Below are 20,231 nucleotides of genomic sequence, written 5' to 3'. Positions count from 1 at the left end.
GAGCACGCATGTTAAAAAAAATATTCTTCTTTTTCCAAAGCGATTTATTATTTTCGATTTCTTTCTTTTTGGCGCTTGTTGCGAGTTCATTTGGACGTTTTGATGTCCACTTTATTGATTTTCAAGTGATTTTGACCTTGTTTGGTCTCATGCTGACTATTAATGGGCTTGAAAAAGCCGGTTTGTTGAATTTCATTGGTCAACGTTTGCTCTCTAAGAGTCATTCTCTCCGAGCACTGATTCGAACGATTGTTTTATTAAGTTTTTTCAGCTCGATGGTACTAACGAACGATGTGGCGATCCTGACTTTACTACCTATGTATCTTCTGATCACCAAAGGCATTCAGGAACAAAAAAGCGTTCTTCTCGGCGCAGTTTACCTGATTGTAGCCGCTAATTTAGGCAGCAGTTTATTTCCCTTTGGGAATCCGCAAAATCTCTTCTTGTTTTCTTTTTATAATTTACCTTTGACTACTTTTTTGCAAACGACAGGTATGATGGTTGTCCTATCATTAACTCTGTTAGTAGGATCCATTCAATTATTGCCAGCATCCCCTCTCATCATCAAAAAAACCACGCATTTTTTTGAGAAAAAATACATGGTACTTTATCTTGGTTTAATGGCACTGATGATTTTGGGAATCTTTCATGTCGTTCCTTTCGTCCTCTCGGCATCGATCGTAGCATTCGTGGTCTATTTTTTTCAAAAAGAGCTCTTTCGTTCAGTGGATTACCGTCTCTTAGTCACATTCGCTTGTTTCTTTGTGATTATCGGAAATATCAACGAACAAGACAAGTTGATTGAAATGATCCAACCCTTCTTCCAAAAAGAACAACAAGCCTTTTTAGGCAGCATCACCCTTTCTCAGGTGATTTCCAATGTCCCAGCAGCGATTCTGATTGCTCCTTTTACAACCTACAAGAAAGCTGTTTTGTTGGGGGTAAATGTGGGTGGCTTGGGCACATTGATTGCTTCGTTAGCGAATTTGATTGGTTACAAATTGATCAAGCAAGCTCTCCCTCAAGAACAAAAAAGATTCCAACACAAGTTCTATATGGTGAATATCCTTTACTTATTCATAATCGGTTCAATCGGCTATCTCTATTTAGGGATAGGCTAATAGACACTAGTAGGCAAGCAGCTGTCCCTGAATATACAGGACAACTGCTTGCCTTCAAACGATTAGGAGTTCATAATCGATCTCCGTCTTACTAATTGCTTTTTTCTTTTCTCTAAAAAGGGAACGGCTTAGCTGCAGCAATTCTGACTGTGGAATATCCAGTTGAAAATAGCGGTAAAAAAATTCCCGATCAATGATTTCTTCATAAGCATAAGAAAAAAGATGAGTAGAAAAACTGATTTGTTCTTCCAGAAGCCATTTCTTATAGACAGAAAGTAGCTTTTCATCTTTGTGATCGTTCTGTTCCAGTGGTTGAAAGATATTTTCTTTGGTCCGAACGATCCGCAAAATCAATAAGCGACGACTTTTTTCTACCAGAGAAATCAGCTGATCTTTCTCGGTCAACGCTGGATTCATTGCAGTAAATATCAAGGGATAGGTGATCTTATCAGCAAGAAACTCTGCTTGTGTTTGCAGTCGAAAGTCTACTTTTTGTTGAGGATCTTTTACATAACGTCTAGCTGCTTTCAACATTTCCACTGAAAAATCAATGGCCAAATAACGCTTTGTATCAGGTAAAATCGCTGGAATATAGCGGCCACTTCCCGCAGCTAAATCAACAAAAGAGCTTATTGGCAAAATTCCGTTTGTCTTTAAAAATGTTGCTAGATCCTCAGCAATCGTTAATTGTGATTCTTGCTGGATCTCTGCATATTCTGCCGCAAAATCATCCCAAAATTCTTGTTCCTCACTCATGGAATCCTCCGGAGATGACTACCTTCCCTGGACTGCCTTTTTCTACTAATGCGGTTGCTTCAATCAAATTTTCGATCGTCAGGCCTGTTTCAAAACAGGTGGTGATCGTAGAATGGATTTTTTGTTCATTGACTAGATCAACAATTTTTTTTAAGATCGCTCCTTGACTAGCCAAATCCACTTGATAATCGGTTTTTGCAAACATATATTCCCAGTAAAAGTCCACTCCGATATTTTTAAATGGGTTAAGATCTAATGGACCGCGCGTATTAACGATCATTCCGATTTTACCAAATGGGCGGATCAATTGAGCAAATTGATCGATGTAATCGGAAATGTCATAAAAGACAGCAATATAGTCAAAGGTGGTTTCAACCTGATCTTGTAGCGGGTAATGGTAATCGAGTGGGTGCGCTACCCCATTTTTATCTAGCCATTCATGATTTGTGGGGCTGGCAGTGCCATATACTTCAAGCCCGGACCAATGTGCCAGCTGGGCGGCAATCGATCCCACTCCACCACTTGCATTGATGATCAATAGTTTTCCTTGATTGGCTTTTTCTTTAGGAATCAACCCAAATTTCTCAAATAGAAGTTCCCAGGCAGTGATACTTGTTAAAGGCAATGCTGCCCATTCCGCTAAATTTTCTAAAGAGACTTTCGCTACTAAGCGTGCATCCACCGCTTGATATTTCTGGTTCGCCCCGTCTCGCTGTGTTGTTCCACTGTACATCACCGGGTCGCCCACTTGAAATTCTGTGACCTGATCGCCAACTTTTTCAATGATTCCGCAAGCATCATATCCTTGGATCACGAAATGACCAGATTTGGTCGTCGTTTGGCGACGCTTCGCATCAATGGGATTGACCGATACGGCTTCAACTTTTATCAATAGATCATTTGCTCCTATTGAAGGCATGTCCAAATCTTTCGTTTGAAAAACATTGCTGTTATCTAAAGGCATTCCCTCATAAAATCCGATCGCACGATTCAACATTACATCATTCTCCTCTCCTAAAAAAAGCTAAAATAACCTTAATGATTATTTTAGCTCTTATGCTTGTTTAATGCGAATAACTAGGTACTACTAATGGAACTAAAAATTCGTAAGAAGTGAAGAAATCTAACAAGGAACGTTTTCTTCGATCTGAATCAATAAACAAATGGGTCCGATCATCAGCCATCCGAATCGTCAAGCGTTGTTTTTTATCTAAGAAGATCTCATAGTCTTCATACTCTGCTTTGACAAAATCATAGCCTTGATTTTCCATCGTAGTAATAAAGATTTGGTCCAAAATGTCTGTTGTGATCGGAAACTCAGTCTCTAAATCCACTGCAAGTTCTTGCGTATTATCAATGAGACTTGGTGAAACCATAAATGAAGATGCGCGAAAATGAGTTAAGAGTAAATTGATATCGTAATTAAACAGTGACAATTGATTGACCGTAAATATTTTATCTGTATACCATTGCCGCAATAGATATAAGATTTGATGGTCGTTGACCCGCACTTCTCGTGTGTCAGAATAAATCGTGAGTAGCGGCAAGTACTGTGATTCATATTGAGAATTGATCGGATTTAATTTAAAATATAAATCCATTGCTTTTTCCTCATTCAATTGAAACTTCACCAAGAAGTGCTTTGTTTTCCAAACATCGTAGTTGTCGGTTGGCATCAATCCAATCGATCGCAAGGGTTTCAAGAATTCATAAGCATAGTATTCCAGTAACGTCTTTTTTGCGATAATTGAAATATCCTGGTTGCCAATGATCAATGTTTGGTAGTGATGACATAATTCATCAAAATCAGCTTCCATAATGGCTTTGCGTAAGCGCAAATCTGCTAATTCAATTTCTGCTTGTTCAATCAAGCTTTCAATTCTTTGGTGATCGCTTTCTTTCGTTTCATAGTATTCATCATAAGGTTCTCCAGGTTCTCCAGGTTCTCCAGGTGCTTCAGGTGCTTCAGGTATTTCAAGCTCTGCAGACTCTGTAGAGTCAATGATTAGCCTTTCGCTATGGCCTTCTTCAGCAGATTGTTGGTACAAGTCTTCCTGATCAATTGCCGTTGCTTCAAGCTCATCCGATTCTATTTCAACTGTTTTTAGTTCATCAGCGGCGGTTGCCCACTCATTTGTTTCCATTATTTCCAGTTCGCTCTTTGACGTAGCTGTTTCGCGAATCCCATCTTCTGTTTGTTCTTTCATTAGGGGCGTTTTTTCTTCCTCATTATTCATCTGAGATCGACTCCTCTCCTAGATAGCTCATTAAGAAAGCTTGCAATCGTTCGTTCATCTCTTGCAACGAACCAAAATAGTGATCGATTTGACGAAATTCTTTTTCGACGATTGCCTTTTTTAAGCGCAAGGCGTGATATTGCTGCATTAATCGTTCTTTTTCAAGAAGCACGTCTTGTTCGTTTTGGGAATAGCGAGACCATTCTTTTTGTTTCGCTTCTACTTTTTTTCGTTCTTGGACTAATGCTTCTAATTCCTCATCGATTTTTCCGCGATTAAAAAATCCTTTTGATTCTGACAACTCGTTTTCACTACGCTTAATGCGATCGATCTCCTCTTGCAGTTTTTGAATCTCGGATTGAGCCGCAATGGCTTTGGCGTCTAAATTATCCATCTGTTGTTCAATGGCTGTCAGCATATCACGATTGCCGCGTTGAAATTTACGCCACTCATCATCAATAGCAGGAATCACAAAGATTTCTGGAACACTGGCATCAATGCCAATTGTCGGACGTTCATGGTAGTATTCACCTATTTTATAATAATGAACCGTAGGTGAAATTCGATCGGCATGTATCATGAATGGAAAAGTAGCGACAAAACTGTCATGGATTTTCCGCGCCAGCAACTCATCGATTTCATGATTTTGATTGGATGTTTCTTTCAATTCTTTGTGCAGGCGGCCATTGTAGATTCGATAAATCTCCGGAATGTCTTCCTTTTCAATCGCTGTTTCGAACGCTTGCAGGTCTTGAAGCATCTGACCAATATTTTTTGAAGCGACTTCTTTGATTTCTGTAAATGGAACTGCCGACGACGTTTCGTTACGTTCATTGTCTACTGGATCCTGTTCTTTTTTAAGCTCCTCAGTCATACTATCCCTCCTAAAAACTCTTCATAAACAGTGTATCATTTTTTCGCAAAAAAAGTTATTTTAAGTCACCTAAATTTTTTGCACCATGTTTTTGGCAGACTTATCGCTGATCCCGTTACTTTTAAACAAAAAAAAACCTTATATCAAATATTTGATATAAGGTTAACTTGCGTGGCGACGTCCTACTCTCACAAAGGGAAACCCTTCACTACAATCGGCGCTAAGAAGCTTAACTTCTGTGTTCGGCATGGTTACAGGTGTATCCTTCTCGCTATCGCCACCACACTATTCAATTGAGTAAGTATTGCTCACTCAAAACTGGATCGAAGAATCAAAACTCTTCCGAGTTTCCTTGCTTTTTTCAATTGTGGTTAAGTCCTCGATCGATTAGTATCAGTCCGCTCCAACCATCACTGGCCTTCCACTTCTGACCTATCTACCTGATCATCTCTCAGGGATCTTACTTTCTTAAAGAAATGGGAAATCTCATCTTGAGGTGGGCTTCACACTTAGATGCTTTCAGCGTTTATCCCTTCCCTACATAGCTACCCAGCGATGCCTCTGGCGAGACAACTGGTACACCAGCGGTAAGTCCATCCCGGTCCTCTCGTACTAAGGACAGCTCCTCTCAAATTTCCAACGCCCGCGACGGATAGGGACCGAACTGTCTCACGACGTTCTGAACCCAGCTCGCGTGCCGCTTTAATGGGCGAACAGCCCAACCCTTGGGACCGACTACAGCCCCAGGATGCGACGAGCCGACATCGAGGTGCCAAACCTCCCCGTCGATGTGGACTCTTGGGGGAGATAAGCCTGTTATCCCCAGGGTAGCTTTTATCCGTTGAGCGATGGCCCTTCCATGCGGAACCACCGGATCACTAAGCCCGACTTTCGTCCCTGCTCGAGTTGTAGCTCTCGCAGTCAAGCTCCCTTCTGCCTTTACACTCTTCGAATGATTTCCAACCATTCTGAGGGAACCTTTGGGCGCCTCCGTTACCTTTTAGGAGGCGACCGCCCCAGTCAAACTGCCCATCTGACACTGTCTCCCAGCCCGATAAGGGCTGCGGGTTAGAGTGGCCATAACGCAAGGGTAGTATCCCACCATTGCCTCCATCGAAACTGGCGTCCCGATCTCTACGGCTCCTACCTATCCTGTACATGCGGTACAGACACTCAATATCAAACTACAGTAAAGCTCCATGGGGTCTTTCCGTCCTGTCGCGGGTAACCTGCATCTTCACAGGTACTAAAATTTCACCGAGTCTCTCGTTGAGACAGTGCCCAAATCGTTACGCCTTTCGTGCGGGTCGGAACTTACCCGACAAGGAATTTCGCTACCTTAGGACCGTTATAGTTACGGCCGCCGTTTACTGGGGCTTCAATTCGTACCTTCGCTTACGCTAAGCACTCCTCTTAACCTTCCAGCACCGGGCAGGCGTCAGCCCCTATACGTCATCTTTCGATTTTGCAGAGACCTGTGTTTTTGATAAACAGTCGCTTGGGCCTATTCACTGCGGCTGCTCGTTAGAGCAGCACCCCTTCTCCCGAAGTTACGGGGTCATTTTGCCGAGTTCCTTAACGAGAGTTCTCTCGCTCACCTTAGGATGCTCTCCTCGACTACCTGTGTCGGTTTGCGGTACGGGCCATTGTTTTCTCACTAGAAGCTTTTCTTGGCAGTGTGACATCAGAAGCTTCGGTACTATTATTTCCCTCCTCATCACAGCTTGTCCTTGAAAGTAGAAGCATTTGACTCCCACTAAGACTCACTGCTTGAACAGACATATCCATCAGTCTGCACTTCTTAGCCTCCTGCGTCCCTCCATTGCTCAAACAAAAACAACGGGTACAGGAATATCAACCTGTTGTCCATCGCCTACGCCTGTCGGCCTCGGCTTAGGTCCCGACTAACCCTGGGCGGACGAGCCTTCCCCAGGAAACCTTAGTCATACGGTGGACAGGATTCTCACCTGTCTTTCGCTACTCATACCGGCATTCTCACTTCTAAGCGCTCCAGTAGTCCTCACGATCTACCTTCAACGCCCTTAGAACGCTCTCCTACCAATGCACCTTACGGTGCACTCCACAGCTTCGGTAAACTATTTAGCCCCGGTACATTTTCGGCGCAGGGTCACTCGACTAGTGAGCTATTACGCACTCTTTAAATGGTGGCTGCTTCTAAGCCAACATCCTAGTTGTCTGTGCAACCCCACATCCTTTTCCACTTAATAGTTATTTGGGGACCTTAGCTGGTGGTCTGGGCTGTTTCCCTTTCGACTATGGATCTTATCACTCACAGTCTGACTCCCGGATATGAATGAATGGCATTCGGAGTTTATCTGAATTCGGTAACCCGAGATGGGCCCCTAGTCCAAACAGTGCTCTACCTCCATCATTCTCAATTCCGAGGCTAGCCCTAAAGCTATTTCGGAGAGAACCAGCTATCTCCAAGTTCGTTTGGAATTTCTCCGCTACCCACACCTCATCCCCGCACTTTTCAACGTACGTGGGTTCGGTCCTCCAGTGCGTTTTACCGCACCTTCAACCTGGACATGGGTAGATCACATGGTTTCGGGTCTACGACAACATACTCATTCGCCCTATTCAGACTCGCTTTCGCTGCGGCTCCGTCTCTTCAACTTAACCTCGCATGCTATCGTAACTCGCCGGTTCATTCTACAAAAGGCACGCTATCACCCATTAACGGGCTCTAACTTGTTGTAGGCACACGGTTTCAGGATCTATTTCACTCCCCTTCCGGGGTGCTTTTCACCTTTCCCTCACGGTACTGGTTCACTATCGGTCACTAGGGAGTATTTAGCCTTGGGAGATGGTCCTCCCGGATTCCGACGGAATTCCTCGTGTTCCGCCGTACTCAGGATCCTCCTAGGTGTGAGCCAGATTTCATCTACGGGGTTTTTACCCTCTTTGACATACTTTTCCAAGTATTTCGACTATCTGTTTCAACTACCATATCGGAGTCCTACAACCCCAACAAGCAAGCTTGTTGGTTTGGGCTTTTCCCGTTTCGCTCGCCGCTACTCAGGGAATCGAATTTTCTTTCTCTTCCTGCAGGTACTTAGATGTTTCAGTTCTCTGCGTCTACCTCACAGCTGCTATGTATTCACAACTGTGTAACATCCTATAAAAGATGCTGGGTTCCCCCATTCGGAAATCTCTGGATCATAGCTTACTTACAGCTCCCCAAAGCATATCGGTGTTAGTCCCGTCCTTCATCGGCTCCTAGTGCCAAGGCATCCACCGTGCGCCCTTATTCACTTAACCTTTGACCTTACGGTCGGTGAGTACTTCTTCTAGCGATAGAAGGTTGCTCAAGAAAATAAGCGTTGAACTTATTAAAAAACTCTTTAACTTGTCAACTCGGTGTGTGTTACTTGTTTTGATTTTCTTCGATATCCAGTTTTCAATGAACAAACTATTTTGAGAGTAAACCTCTCAAAACTGAACAAAGGCAAACGATGTGTAGTCTTCCGTACTATTCCTTAGAAAGGAGGTGATCCAGCCGCACCTTCCGATACGGCTACCTTGTTACGACTTCACCCCAATCATCTATCCCACCTTAGGCGGCTGGCTCCAAAAAGGTTACCTCACCGACTTCGGGTGTTACAAACTCTCGTGGTGTGACGGGCGGTGTGTACAAGGCCCGGGAACGTATTCACCGCGGCGTGCTGATCCGCGATTACTAGCGATTCCGGCTTCATGTAGGCGAGTTGCAGCCTACAATCCGAACTGAGAGAAGCTTTAAGAGATTAGCTTAGCCTCGCGACTTCGCAACTCGTTGTACTTCCCATTGTAGCACGTGTGTAGCCCAGGTCATAAGGGGCATGATGATTTGACGTCATCCCCACCTTCCTCCGGTTTGTCACCGGCAGTCTCGCTAGAGTGCCCAACTAAATGATGGCAACTAACAATAAGGGTTGCGCTCGTTGCGGGACTTAACCCAACATCTCACGACACGAGCTGACGACAACCATGCACCACCTGTCACTTTGCCCCCGAAGGGGAAGCTCTATCTCTAGAGTGGTCAAAGGATGTCAAGACCTGGTAAGGTTCTTCGCGTTGCTTCGAATTAAACCACATGCTCCACCGCTTGTGCGGGCCCCCGTCAATTCCTTTGAGTTTCAACCTTGCGGTCGTACTCCCCAGGCGGAGTGCTTAATGCGTTTGCTGCAGCACTGAAGGGCGGAAACCCTCCAACACTTAGCACTCATCGTTTACGGCGTGGACTACCAGGGTATCTAATCCTGTTCGCTCCCCACGCTTTCGAGCCTCAGCGTCAGTTACAGACCAGAGAGCCGCCTTCGCCACTGGTGTTCCTCCATATATCTACGCATTTCACCGCTACACATGGAATTCCACTCTCCTCTTCTGCACTCAAGTCTCCCAGTTTCCAATGACCCTCCCCGGTTGAGCCGGGGGCTTTCACATCAGACTTAAGAAACCGCCTGCGCTCGCTTTACGCCCAATAAATCCGGACAACGCTTGCCACCTACGTATTACCGCGGCTGCTGGCACGTAGTTAGCCGTGGCTTTCTGGTTAGATACCGTCAAGGGATGAACGTTCTACTCTCATCCTTGTTCTTCTCTAACAACAGAGTTTTACGATCCGAAAACCTTCTTCACTCACGCGGCGTTGCTCGGTCAGACTTTCGTCCATTGCCGAAGATTCCCTACTGCTGCCTCCCGTAGGAGTCTGGGCCGTGTCTCAGTCCCAGTGTGGCCGATCACCCTCTCAGGTCGGCTATGCATCGTGGCCTTGGTGAGCCGTTACCTCACCAACTAGCTAATGCACCGCGGGTCCATCCATCAGTGACGCAAAAGCGCCTTTCAACTTTCTTCCATGCGGAAAATAGTGTTATACGGTATTAGCACCTGTTTCCAAGTGTTATCCCCTTCTGATGGGCAGGTTACCCACGTGTTACTCACCCGTTCGCCACTCTTTTTCTTTCGGTGGAGCAAGCTCCGGTGAAAGAAAAAGCGTTCGACTTGCATGTATTAGGCACGCCGCCAGCGTTCGTCCTGAGCCAGGATCAAACTCTCATAATGATTTGTTTGAACGATCCATAGGATCGTTAAGCTCAAATAAAATTAACTTTGCTAGCTATTGCTTGCATGTATTTTGCTTCATATAATGAAGCGCCCTACACATTGGTTCGTTTGCTTGCTTTGTTCAGTTTTCAAAGGTCTACTGCGCTGCGTTAGCAACTTTTAAATCATATCAGATTAACAAGCGAATGTCAACTCTTTTTTTAAAAGTTTTTTTCGAAAGTGTTTATTCAACAACTTCCTGTGCGTCATCAGCGACTCCATTAGAATAACAAATGAATTGTTATTTGTCAACAACTTTTTTCAATCTTTTTTGTTGCTGCATCAGCATCAAATTGATTTCTTAAATTTGCGACTTCGTTATAATATCATCTGTTTCCGTTTTGGTCAAGCCCTTTTTTCAAAAAGTTTTTTTGAAAGGTTTTGACTGTCGGCGTGTTTTGCCAACGTTCACTACTTTATCATTAAGCGTATGAAAGAGCAAGTGTTTTTCTGAAATACTTTCAATTATTTTTGAAAAAGAAAAACTGCCTAAAATAGGCAGTTTAATCAATGTCCCGAGTCCGAAAACGAATCTGATCGTTTTCATCACGTCTCAAGACTGTTTCTTCTTTCAAATAACTAAAGGATCTCTCCTTGAGCTCAGGATTTTCCAACATTTCTTCATATCCTGTGAATATGTCTTGGATATACTTTTTATAGGCTTTTTTCTTTTTGATACGTTTTTTCATTCGGCACCGTCCTTTACGTGCTCTATCTTAGCAATTGTGGCAGAAGTTGACAACCGAATTTTTACGATTCGCTAGAGTTTTTGGTCGAAATTTTATTTTGGGGCAATATAACTGACACTTTGCGAATAAGCAAGCTCATTGGGAATGATTCGATAAGAAATCGTTTTGCCATCAATAACGTTGCCCTCTGATATTAAAATGCCATCTTTGCCAACCGCTTCCACAAAGGCGACATGTCCATATTGTGTGCTAGAGCCAGCAGTGCCTGGGCTAAAACTGATCAGATAGCCTGCTTTTGGAGTAGCCGCCGTTTTATAGCCTAAACGTTTTGCGGTTGCTCCCCATTCTCCACCATTCCCCATATATTCATCCACACTGCCGCCCAATTGCTTGACCCGATTGTAAGCATACCAAGTACATTGTCCGACTGGATAAGAACCTGAGGTATTATAATTTACACCGTTATAATCAGGAAACACCAACAGCTGCCGATACTCTTTGGGAATCGCTTCTTTTGATTGTAGGACAACGCCGCTGCCAGCTTTGGCTTCATCATATTTCGTTAATTCATAGACAGCAATCAATGAATTCAGTTTATTGTTGTAGCTCGTATCCGTTGCATAACGCCCCTTTAAATATTCAGTCGCTTGCAGGTAGTTTTTTGCTTCAGAACGCCAAACCTTTTTGTAAAAATCAGCATTCCCACTAATTCCTGTCCGCAGTAAATGAACGTAATCCTTTAACGACTCCTTGTATCCTGTATAGGCACGAAAAGCAGCTTGGATCGTATAAAATTCTCCGGTCCCATTATCCTCAGCTGTCATCATAGAAACGGAACGACTACCGGAAGTTCCTTTGATTCCAAACAAATTATAATACGGAGGAGAAGCAAGGCCACTCTGACCAGATCCGCTTTCCAAAATTGCCTGTGCAATCATAACCGACGCATACACACCATAAGTTAAGCCTAGTTCCCGAGCATCTTCTGCAATTGCCGCAACAAATGCTTCTGTTTGCGGATTCTTGCGAAAATCATAGCTAGCCGCATACTTAGCGATTAGTGATTGTCCATGAGGTGTTACTTTTTGCGAGTCAGAAAAATGAACTACTACATCTGGTTTGTTTACCTGATCTTCTTGGATCAATTGTTTTGTTTCCGCAGTACTATTCTGTTTATCAGTAATAGTATAAATGCGTACGCCATTGTTTTCTGTCGCCGCTTTTTCTTCCTTGACTATTTGTTCCGCTTGGGGTTGATCTGCCATGATCAGTTTATCCTGTCCAAGGTAAATTGCTGCTTTGACTAATTGCTGACCGTCTTTCCAAAACAAAAGATCTCCAGGTACGGCTTTTTCAAGTGATGTTTGCTTTCCTACCCGGCTAAGCTGATCATAAGTTTCGATCCCTTTTATATCAAAAACGCCATGATAAACAGCAATAGGCAACGAAAGATTATTAAATCCAGTACCCTGCGCATCTTTTTCATATGGTTTGCCTAGTTGATTCAACGCTTCTGAAATCAGCGCTGCGGATCGTTCATTTGCTAACTGATTCAACAACGGCAAGATATAGCCATTCAAATTAGAATCAGTTGGGGTGGTAACCAATTTATCTGATAAATCAACTGTCTGGGAAGAATCTGCTATAGGCTGATTGGATGGCGGCAATTGGCTGACTGAAGAACCTGTGTTGGATGTCTTTGGTTCCGAAGAACTTTGGGTGGAATTTGCTGTCGTATCATTTGGCTTTGATGAATGACTGGTTCCTGATGGCCTTTCGGTAGTAGAAGACATACTAGGCGTTGTAGAATCCTTAGTTGAATCCGTTGTCGACGCACTGCTACTTGAGGAAGATGTCTCACTTTCAGACGTACTTGTACTTTCACTTGTTTCCTCAGTCGTTTCACTAGAAGACGATGATTCAGTAGAATGACTTTCATCAATGGATTCTTCTGTTTCCATACTTTGACTGCTTGATGCCGTTTCGAAAGAATCGGCCGTTCGGTCTTCAGATGGTTCTGAGGATTCATTTGATTCGTCTGAGATTGATGAGCCTGAATCGACTATTGCTGATTCTGCGTTATTCTCTAAGACAGTCAATGCTTCAACCGCAGGCACCCCTTGTCCAAGGGTGATCAATAGAGCCGCTAGCATTGCCAACGCCTTACGCATACTTTTTCTTTTTTTCATTGGATTCTCCTCCATTGTTTACTCAAATCAACTTTACCATATGCACAATATTAAAATAAAGTGATAACTCTCTATTTTTATACATTTAATTAATTTCGTCTATTCGGAATAAAAATAAACAAAAAGATAGCAAGCCCTGCATAATAAAGCTACGCAAAACTTGCTATCTTTCTTTCCGTCATGATCAATCTTTCAAAAAACATCTTATTTATGAGCTAAACACGCTGCCCAAATTCGACCTGAACCCGCTAAGGAAATTAAGGAATTAGTATGGCTCAGCCATTCCGCTTGTGGTCTGGCAATTACAGCAGATATTACTATATTCACCCAATCAATTAGATTAATTTCTGATAGGCCAGTCGTTCACCGTGTGGAATAGGGAAAACAACTTGCCCACGATATTGATAACCACAGGTTTCGATCACTTTCTGCATTCCAATATTTGCTTGATAGGTATCAATCCGTAAATCATGGATCCCTTTTGCTAACGCTTCTTCCTCTAGCGCTTTTAGTAAATGTGCACTCAATTGTTTGCCTCTAAAATGGTCACTGACTACGACACGATGGATTGATGCATAAGGCCCATCCCCTGACCAACTACCTTCGATTATCGCAGTATAAAGGGGATCGACCCCTTTGACTAAAGCGGCAGAAGCAGCAATTTGATCGTCATATAACAAGAGATAACTTTCTTGTTGATTGATATCTTCTTTGATTTTTTCACGAGTGGGACCATAGCCATTTTGCCATTGAGGTGAGCCTTGTTTTTTTAAGGATTGTATGCCCATCTCAAAGAGAGCCATCATTTCCGGCAAATCAGAGAGCGTCGCTTTTCTAAACTGGATCATGCCATTCCTCCTTCAGTAGCAATTTGCTAATCGGCTACAATGAGCGAAGTTTACCGCGGAATTCATCGATCGATGTGTAGCCTTTGGCAGTCATAATTTCTGTCAATTCTTTTTTCAGACGGGCAAAAATCGCTGGTCCCTCTTTTTGTAATTCCGTTCCGATTTGTAACATCGTCGCTCCGCATAACAAATGCTCAAATGCATCTTGTCCAGAACGAATGCCGCCAGTTCCGATTACATTGATTTCTGGTTTTAGTCGGGTCGCGAAAGCCCGAACATTGGCGAGTGCTGTTGGTTTGACATACTCGCCACCGATACCGCCAAAGCCTTCTTTAGGCTTGATCACTACTGCTTCTGTTTCTGGGTCTATATATAGACCATTACCAATACTATTGATAGAATTGATGTATGTTAAAGGGAATTTATTCAAAATTTCAGCCATTTGATCAAAGTGCGCCAGGTCAAAATAAGGCGGTAATTTCACGCCTAAAGGCTTCGTGAAGAAACTAAAAACTTGCTCTAAAATTTGTTCTGTCAATGGAAAATCATAAGCAACTTGTGGCTTTCCTGGGACATTCGGGCAAGAAAGATTCAACTCTGTGATACCACGAAAGTTGCTAGCTTCAATCTTTCTTAGAAGTTCAATATTTTCTTCAACACTCATGCCTGCAACAGAAAAGAAGAAAGGTGCTTCAGGAGCGATTGCTTCTTGTTTCTCTAAAGCAAAATTCAAATAATAGTCTAAGCCTTTATTTGGTAATCCCATTGAATTGATACTTCCTAAAGCGAGATCCACATATCTCGGTTCGGGATTTCCTTCTCGCGGTGCTAAAGTGGCACTTTTTGTAACAAAAGAACCGGCTTCTGATGCTGCAAGTTCCTCCAAATCCGTAGTGGTCATACAGTGAACGCCGGAAGCATTCATAAAGGGATTGTCGTAGGTGAATTCACCAAATTTAGTCGTTAACATTGTTCGTCTCCTTTCTTCATTGAAAATAGTTTACCTTTCTAGTTTGCAAAATGCAATTGCCGTTTTAGGTTTCGTCATTATTTTATTTGTAGCAATTCTCTATTCGCTGAGATCCTTGAAAAAAAGACAATCAGTCTTCATCAAATTACCGCTCAAAATTTTTTTACAATTTAGGTACGTACCCTCTTTTAGAGCCGCTCGATCAATTCTCTTTGCATTTTTCCTAGTGTGACTATTTTCTTTAGTATGCGAAAACGCCATTTTTTATTTTGGACTGTAAAACGCCAAACAACGTCTAACCCATTGAACCCTTGACTTAATTGCTCATTGACTAGATCTTTTCTGGTGTAAGCCATGTGATCAATGACTTTTGTTTGAAAAAAGTTCAAAAATAAAATGATTACTTGGCGATCATTCACAAGTAAAATCGTTTTGCTGCTTATACTTTCTATACTTTGTGATTCGGCAAAACCAATACTCATATCTCCTTCATTATAGGGAGCCGCTAGGCGAGAGAGTTTTTTCTTTGTTAATAGCATAGGCCGGATTCCTTTTCTTTAGTTATCGATCATTATTTTATCATTTTTTACAAAAATGGTCTCTGAAACGACAAGCAGTCGTCGCACGAAAATCGTTCATTTCGCTAAATTCAGACTCACTTTTCTTTTACTATAAAGCTTCCTGTTTAACAGAGGTATGGGGTCGCGTTTCCTTATTGAAAATGCAACAGATACTAATAAAAAATTGTTTAACTAAAAAACTCCTTTACTAACTTATCTTAAAAGTTAATAAAAGAGTTCCAAAATTTCTACGGATTATTTAGAGAATGAAATGTACTTATACATCCATACTATTTCAAACGACTTACGAAACTAACAGCCGCTGCATTGGAATCAGCGAATCCCCAACGCGATCCGTGCATAACGGCTCATTTTATCGGTCGTCCAAGCGGGATACCAGACTAATTTTACTTCTGGATTTTTGACTTCTGGAATGTCGCTTAATGCTTCATGAATTTGTTCGGTCAAAACGTCGGCTAATGGGCAACCCATAGTGGTCAATGTCATTTTAATAACTGTATCGCCTGTTTCCCCGTCAAATTCGATTTCATATATTAAACCAAGATTGACAATGTCAATCCCTAATTCTGGGTCAATAACTGTTTCTAACGCTGCTAAGACACGTTCTTTGATTGCTTCGCTTTCTGCTTCAGTATAAGGCATAGTCGAAACCTCCTTTGATGATCTGTTCAAATCATAACTTGTTTTAATCCCTTTGTAAATGACACTTTCGCTTTCGTTTTCCTTAGGGACGATTCTTTTTGTTAACTTTCAATTCTGGAAAGACTCCGGTTGTTTTGAATGTACGCTGTTCATCGTCTGTTGCAAAACGTCCTGTGATCGATTGAGTCGGAACAAAGTTGATAAATGCATTCTCATCCGCTTCTAAAACAGCTTGTTCCAAATCATAGATTTCATAACGAGTAACTACCATCATAATCATATTTCCAGGAACACCAGAATACCCTCCTACAGATGGCAACAATGTCATACCGCGAAACACATGTTTTGAAATATTCTTGCCGACAGATTCCGCTTTGGTGGTGATGATCAATGCCGTAACTTTTTGATGGCTTGTATGAAGCATATCCACCACATAACTCATAGCAAAAATGGAAATGATCGTGTACAAGGCGCTCTCCCATGAGAAAATAAACCCTGACAGCATAACAATAATGCCATTAAGCATAAACATATATTTGCCGACAGTCTTACCTGTCGTTTTTGATAAAATCAATGAGAGGATGTCCATTCCTCCCGTTGTGAAACCCATTTTTAACGAATAAGCGACTCCAACACCAAGTAATACGCCGCCAATCAACGAATTCACGAGGATATTGTTTGTGATTTCTCCTTGAGGCAAAATCATCGTTATTAAAGAGACCACTACAACGTTAATAAAACTCATCCAAGTGGAAGCTTTGCCTAGTTTGATAAAGCCTAAAATAAAGATTGGCACATTCAAAAGCAAAATAAAGAGACCGGTACTAAGATGCAAGCCGAATTGTTCCCACCCGACTGCTACGATCAACTGGGCAACACCATTCATCCCTGCAGAAAGTACTTTTGCAGGAATCAAAAAGAAATTCAACGCGATCGCTGCGGTCAATCCTGACAACAAAATAACCCCGATTTTTTTCAGTCTTTCCGACTGCTGATGTTTCGTCCATAATTTACTCACAATGCCATTTCTCCTTCACAAAAAATCTCCTTCCAAAGAATAGCAGTTTGTGTCTAAAATTGAAACTATTATTTGCAAAAATTTAGTTTCTCTCCCCTCTTTTTTCTGACTCATGGTAAAATCAAAGAAAAATAGAAAGGATGATCTTTTGTGGCAAAAGAAGCAAGTTTCGATGTTGTATCTGAAATCAATACAGAAGAAGTAAAAAATGCCATCCAACTAGCAGAAAAAGAATTAAAGAATCGATTTGACTTTAAAGGTTCGACAGTTGAAATTAAAATGGATGGCAATAAATTAACAATCGTGGGAGACGATGAATTCAAACTTGAACAAATCAAAGATGTGTTAAGCAGCAAACTCATCAAACGAAGTGTTCCGACAAAAAATATCCAATTCTCACAGACTGAACATGCACTTGGCGCCAAAGCCCGTCAGACTGCAGAATTGATCAACGGCATTGATAAAGAACAGGCGAAAAAAATTACGACCGCCATCAAAAATGCAAAATTGAAAGTTAAAACGCAGATTCAAGACAATCAGATTCGTGTCACTGGTAAAAGCCGTGACGATTTACAAGAAGTCATCCAGCTGCTGCGCAAGCTTGAATTACCGATCGATTTACAATTCACAAATTATCGTTGACTTCTCTCTGTACCGATCGCAAACCGCATGTACGGTCTACGATCGGTGCTGAGAGTCTTTTTGTTTTTGCCAGAAATGGTCCATTGCTTTGCTAATCTGCTCTGGTCGAAAGCAGGTTTGGGCGTGTTGCCAGTGTAATGGAAACAGTTGCTGGTAAGCCGTTGTATGAAAACGCTGATCCAGCAACAGGATCACGCCTTGATCCCTAGAATCACGAATGACACGTCCCGCTGCTTGCAGAACTTTGTTCATTCCAGGCAGCCGATAGGCATAGGCAAAACCAGCATGTTTTTTTTCTTCATAATAGTCCCGAATCAGTTCTTGTTCGTGATTGATTTGCGGCAATCCGACACCAACAATCGCCGTTCCGATCAGACGAGTTCCCTTCAAGTCGATGCCTTCCGAAAAAATTCCGCCCAATACGCAAAATCCTATCAACGAAGTTTTTTCTTCAGCGTCCGCCGTGTCGTATTTGAATTCCGCTAAAAAATTTTCTCGTTCCGTTTCATTCATAGCTGTATCCTGTACGAGCATCTTAATAGTCGGATACGCGTGATGAAATGCTTCTGCTACTTCGTCCAAATACTGGTAAGAAGGAAAGAAAACCATATAATTGCCTGACTTTGCGTGAACCATTCGATAAAGGGCATCTACGATCGCTGGCAGACTGGCTGTCCGTTGCCGGTAAGTCGTCTGGATGTAATTTGCGATCAGGATTTTTTGATTTGCAGGATCAAATGGACTTGGCAGTCTATAGCGTAATGCTTTTTCTCCGCCTCCCAGCACTTCCTGGTAATAATCAAGAGGCGTGAAACTGGCTGAAAACAACAAGCTGGCTTTTCCTTTGTCTAACACTTGCTGTAGAAAAGGAGCCGGTTCAATGCAAAATTGACGAAGAGTCAGCTCATATCGAGTGACCTCTACTGTTGTTTCATAATGATCGTCATAGAATTCAGCAATTTTCAAAAAGTGATTCACTTCAAAATAACTTTGCAGCACCGCTTCCTGAGCCGTATGTTCAGGGTTAGCTGGCAGCCATTCTTTCATAAGCTCAGCTAGCTTTGCTAATTGCTTGTTCATCGTTTCATGGGGTTCTTTTTGATGATGGTACTCCCAATGATCCGTCTCAGCGATTTTTTCAATCGCAGAGAATTCTTTCTCCACTTTATTCAATGCTCGACGAAGTTTTTGTTGATCCATTGGCAATTGCTTTCTAAGATCTTTAAACGTGCTGCGACGAATCTCTGCTGAATACATCTCTTTTGAACGATTGACGAGATTATGGGCTTCATCGATCAAGAAAAAGTAATCTTCTTCTGGTTCCTCAAAAAAGCGTCGGAGATAAACAGTCGGGTCAAACAGATAGTTATAATCACCAATAATGACATCACAAAACACACTGACATCCAGCGAAAGTTCGAAGGGACAGACGGTATGCTTTTTTCCATACGTTTCAATCACTTCTCGTGTGATTTGATTTTCATGATGAAGCAGATCCCATAGCGCTTCATTGATTCGGTTATAATAGCCATTCGCATATGGGCAATGTTCCGGCGTACAATTCCGTTCATCTAAAAAGCAAATCTTATCCTTGGCAGTGAGGGTCACACTTTTTGTTTCACTGCCGTTATCCGCCAACTTGCTTAAAGCATCTTCAGCTACTTGGCGAGTGATCGTTTTTGCCGTCAAATAAAACAAACGATCGCCATCCCCTTCTCCTAATACTTTTAGTGCAGGAAAAAGAGTCGATATGGTTTTTCCAGTACCTGTTGGCGCTTCAGCAAACAATCGCTTGCCGTTTTTTAACGTCTTATAAGCGGCAGCAGCCAATTCCCGTTGCCCTTTTCGATACGTTTCGAAAGGAAATTTTAACAGTTGTAGTGAAGTATTTCTAACACGGCGCCAATTTTCCTGAAAAACCAGCCATTTATGATATTCATTGATCAAGTGGGTATAAAATTCAGTAAGTTCTTCCACTGTAAAATGGCGACGGACGCGGGTGATCAGCTGCTCCGTAGTCTGGTAATAGGTTAGTTGGACTTCAATTTCCGTCAACTTTTCTTCTTGAAGGTAAATATAAGCATAAACCATCCCTTGAGCAAAAAATAAATCGATTTGATCCTCAGGAAGATCTTCAAAGTAGGGTTCTGACGTTTTGATCTCATCGATTACCCAACATTGTTTCTCTTCGTCATAGAATAAGCCGTCTGCACGTCCTTCGATAGTCAACTTGTCCTTTTCGATCTCGCTTTCTATTTTGAAGAAGACTTCCTTTTGATAGGCATCGCCGGCTTCTTTTTGCAATCGTCGATGGATACGAGCGCCTTCTTGAGCAGTATGGTTACTGACTTTGCGACTATCGATATCGCCACGGCGCAAAATAAATTCAACGATTTTTCGGACAGCAATTTTTCCTTTATACACGTGATCACCTTCTCGGAGCTATTATATCGGAAGCTTCACTGATTTTAAAGCGAACAAAAAAAGCCTGCAGGATTTGCAGTCTTTTTCACATTTTCTTAAAAAATGCCTACAATGGTTACAGCATATCAAAAACA

At 42.2% G+C, this 20,231-nt stretch carries 14 protein-coding genes and 3 rRNA genes; 2 read left to right on the top strand and 15 right to left on the bottom strand.

The genetic code is table 11. From position 1 onward, the window contains the following. Positions 1 to 8: 8 nt before the first annotated feature. Complete coding sequence (locus EGX73_RS12520) at positions 9 to 1,121, top strand: SLC13 family permease (RefSeq protein WP_003126744.1); 1,113 nt, start codon at positions 9 to 11, stop codon at positions 1,119 to 1,121. A 54-nt stretch (positions 1,122 to 1,175) separates the two neighbouring features. Here the strand turns inward: EGX73_RS12520 and EGX73_RS12515 are convergent, their stop codons facing one another. The 14 genes from EGX73_RS12515 to EGX73_RS12450 form a co-directional block, all read right to left on the bottom strand. After that, a complete protein-coding gene (locus tag EGX73_RS12515) occupies positions 1,176 to 1,877 on the bottom strand; it encodes a class I SAM-dependent methyltransferase (protein ID WP_003126745.1) in 702 nt (233 codons plus the stop codon). After that, positions 1,870 to 2,874, bottom strand: a complete 1,005-nt coding sequence (locus EGX73_RS12510) for a zinc-binding alcohol dehydrogenase family protein (protein WP_003126746.1) — start codon at positions 2,872 to 2,874, stop codon at positions 1,870 to 1,872. Before EGX73_RS12510 ends, EGX73_RS12515 begins: the two co-directional genes overlap by 8 nt. A gap of 67 nt (positions 2,875 to 2,941) precedes the next feature. Next, the gene (locus tag EGX73_RS12505; protein WP_253764167.1) at positions 2,942 to 4,114 is read right to left on the bottom strand and encodes a hypothetical protein; all 1,173 of its coding nucleotides are present in this window, start codon (positions 4,112 to 4,114) and stop codon (positions 2,942 to 2,944) included. Further along, the gene (locus EGX73_RS12500) at positions 4,107 to 4,988 is read right to left on the bottom strand and encodes a hypothetical protein (RefSeq protein WP_123866980.1); all 882 of its coding nucleotides are present in this window, start codon (positions 4,986 to 4,988) and stop codon (positions 4,107 to 4,109) included. The genes EGX73_RS12505 and EGX73_RS12500 overlap by 8 nt, the downstream gene beginning before the upstream one ends. Before the next feature lie 169 nt (positions 4,989 to 5,157). Further along, positions 5,158 to 5,273: ribosomal RNA gene (rrf, locus tag EGX73_RS12495) — 5S ribosomal RNA — on the bottom strand. An 82-nt stretch (positions 5,274 to 5,355) separates the two neighbouring features. Then, positions 5,356 to 8,270, bottom strand: a 23S ribosomal RNA gene (locus EGX73_RS12490). A 222-nt stretch (positions 8,271 to 8,492) separates the two neighbouring features. Next, positions 8,493 to 10,052 (bottom strand): 16S ribosomal RNA (locus EGX73_RS12485). The 16S, 23S and 5S rRNA genes sit together here, the layout of an rRNA operon. A gap of 545 nt (positions 10,053 to 10,597) precedes the next feature. Further along, on the bottom strand, positions 10,598 to 10,783 hold the full coding sequence (locus EGX73_RS12480; RefSeq protein ID WP_003127300.1) for a hypothetical protein: 186 nt from the start codon (positions 10,781 to 10,783) through the stop codon (positions 10,598 to 10,600). Positions 10,784 to 10,875: 92 nt separating this feature from the next. Beyond that, positions 10,876 to 12,972 (bottom strand): glucosaminidase domain-containing protein, encoded by a 2,097-nt coding sequence (locus EGX73_RS12475; protein WP_005472600.1) that lies wholly within the window; start codon positions 12,970 to 12,972, stop codon positions 10,876 to 10,878. Between the two features lie 335 nt (positions 12,973 to 13,307). Beyond that, on the bottom strand, positions 13,308 to 13,820 hold the full coding sequence (locus EGX73_RS12470; RefSeq protein WP_003127298.1) for a GNAT family N-acetyltransferase: 513 nt from the start codon (positions 13,818 to 13,820) through the stop codon (positions 13,308 to 13,310). A gap of 34 nt (positions 13,821 to 13,854) precedes the next feature. Then, the gene (locus EGX73_RS12465) at positions 13,855 to 14,790 is read right to left on the bottom strand and encodes a dihydroorotate oxidase (RefSeq protein ID WP_029486858.1); all 936 of its coding nucleotides are present in this window, start codon (positions 14,788 to 14,790) and stop codon (positions 13,855 to 13,857) included. Positions 14,791 to 14,978: 188 nt separating this feature from the next. After that, positions 14,979 to 15,329, bottom strand: a complete 351-nt coding sequence (locus tag EGX73_RS12460; RefSeq protein ID WP_003127295.1) for a hypothetical protein — start codon at positions 15,327 to 15,329, stop codon at positions 14,979 to 14,981. A 354-nt stretch (positions 15,330 to 15,683) separates the two neighbouring features. Then, a complete protein-coding gene (locus EGX73_RS12455; protein WP_005472593.1) occupies positions 15,684 to 16,013 on the bottom strand; it encodes a metal-sulfur cluster assembly factor in 330 nt (109 codons plus the stop codon). A gap of 82 nt (positions 16,014 to 16,095) precedes the next feature. Next, a complete protein-coding gene (locus EGX73_RS12450; RefSeq protein WP_003127293.1) occupies positions 16,096 to 17,031 on the bottom strand; it encodes a YitT family protein in 936 nt (311 codons plus the stop codon). Between the two features lie 150 nt (positions 17,032 to 17,181). Between EGX73_RS12450 and EGX73_RS12445 the strand changes: the two genes are divergently transcribed. Next, entirely contained in the window at positions 17,182 to 17,673 is a 492-nt protein-coding gene (locus EGX73_RS12445) for a YajQ family cyclic di-GMP-binding protein (RefSeq protein WP_003127292.1), read from the top strand. A 36-nt stretch (positions 17,674 to 17,709) separates the two neighbouring features. On the opposite strand, the gene EGX73_RS12440 is transcribed toward EGX73_RS12445, so the two are convergent. Beyond that, the gene (locus tag EGX73_RS12440) at positions 17,710 to 20,097 is read right to left on the bottom strand and encodes an ATP-dependent DNA helicase (RefSeq protein WP_003127291.1); all 2,388 of its coding nucleotides are present in this window, start codon (positions 20,095 to 20,097) and stop codon (positions 17,710 to 17,712) included. Positions 20,098 to 20,231: the final 134 nt, after the last annotated feature.

The sequence above is a fragment of the Enterococcus sp. FDAARGOS_553 genome (assembly GCF_003812305.1).
GTDB classification, from domain to species: domain Bacteria; phylum Bacillota; class Bacilli; order Lactobacillales; family Enterococcaceae; genus Enterococcus_D; species Enterococcus_D gallinarum.
This window is presented reverse-complemented; position numbering and strand designations above follow the sequence as displayed.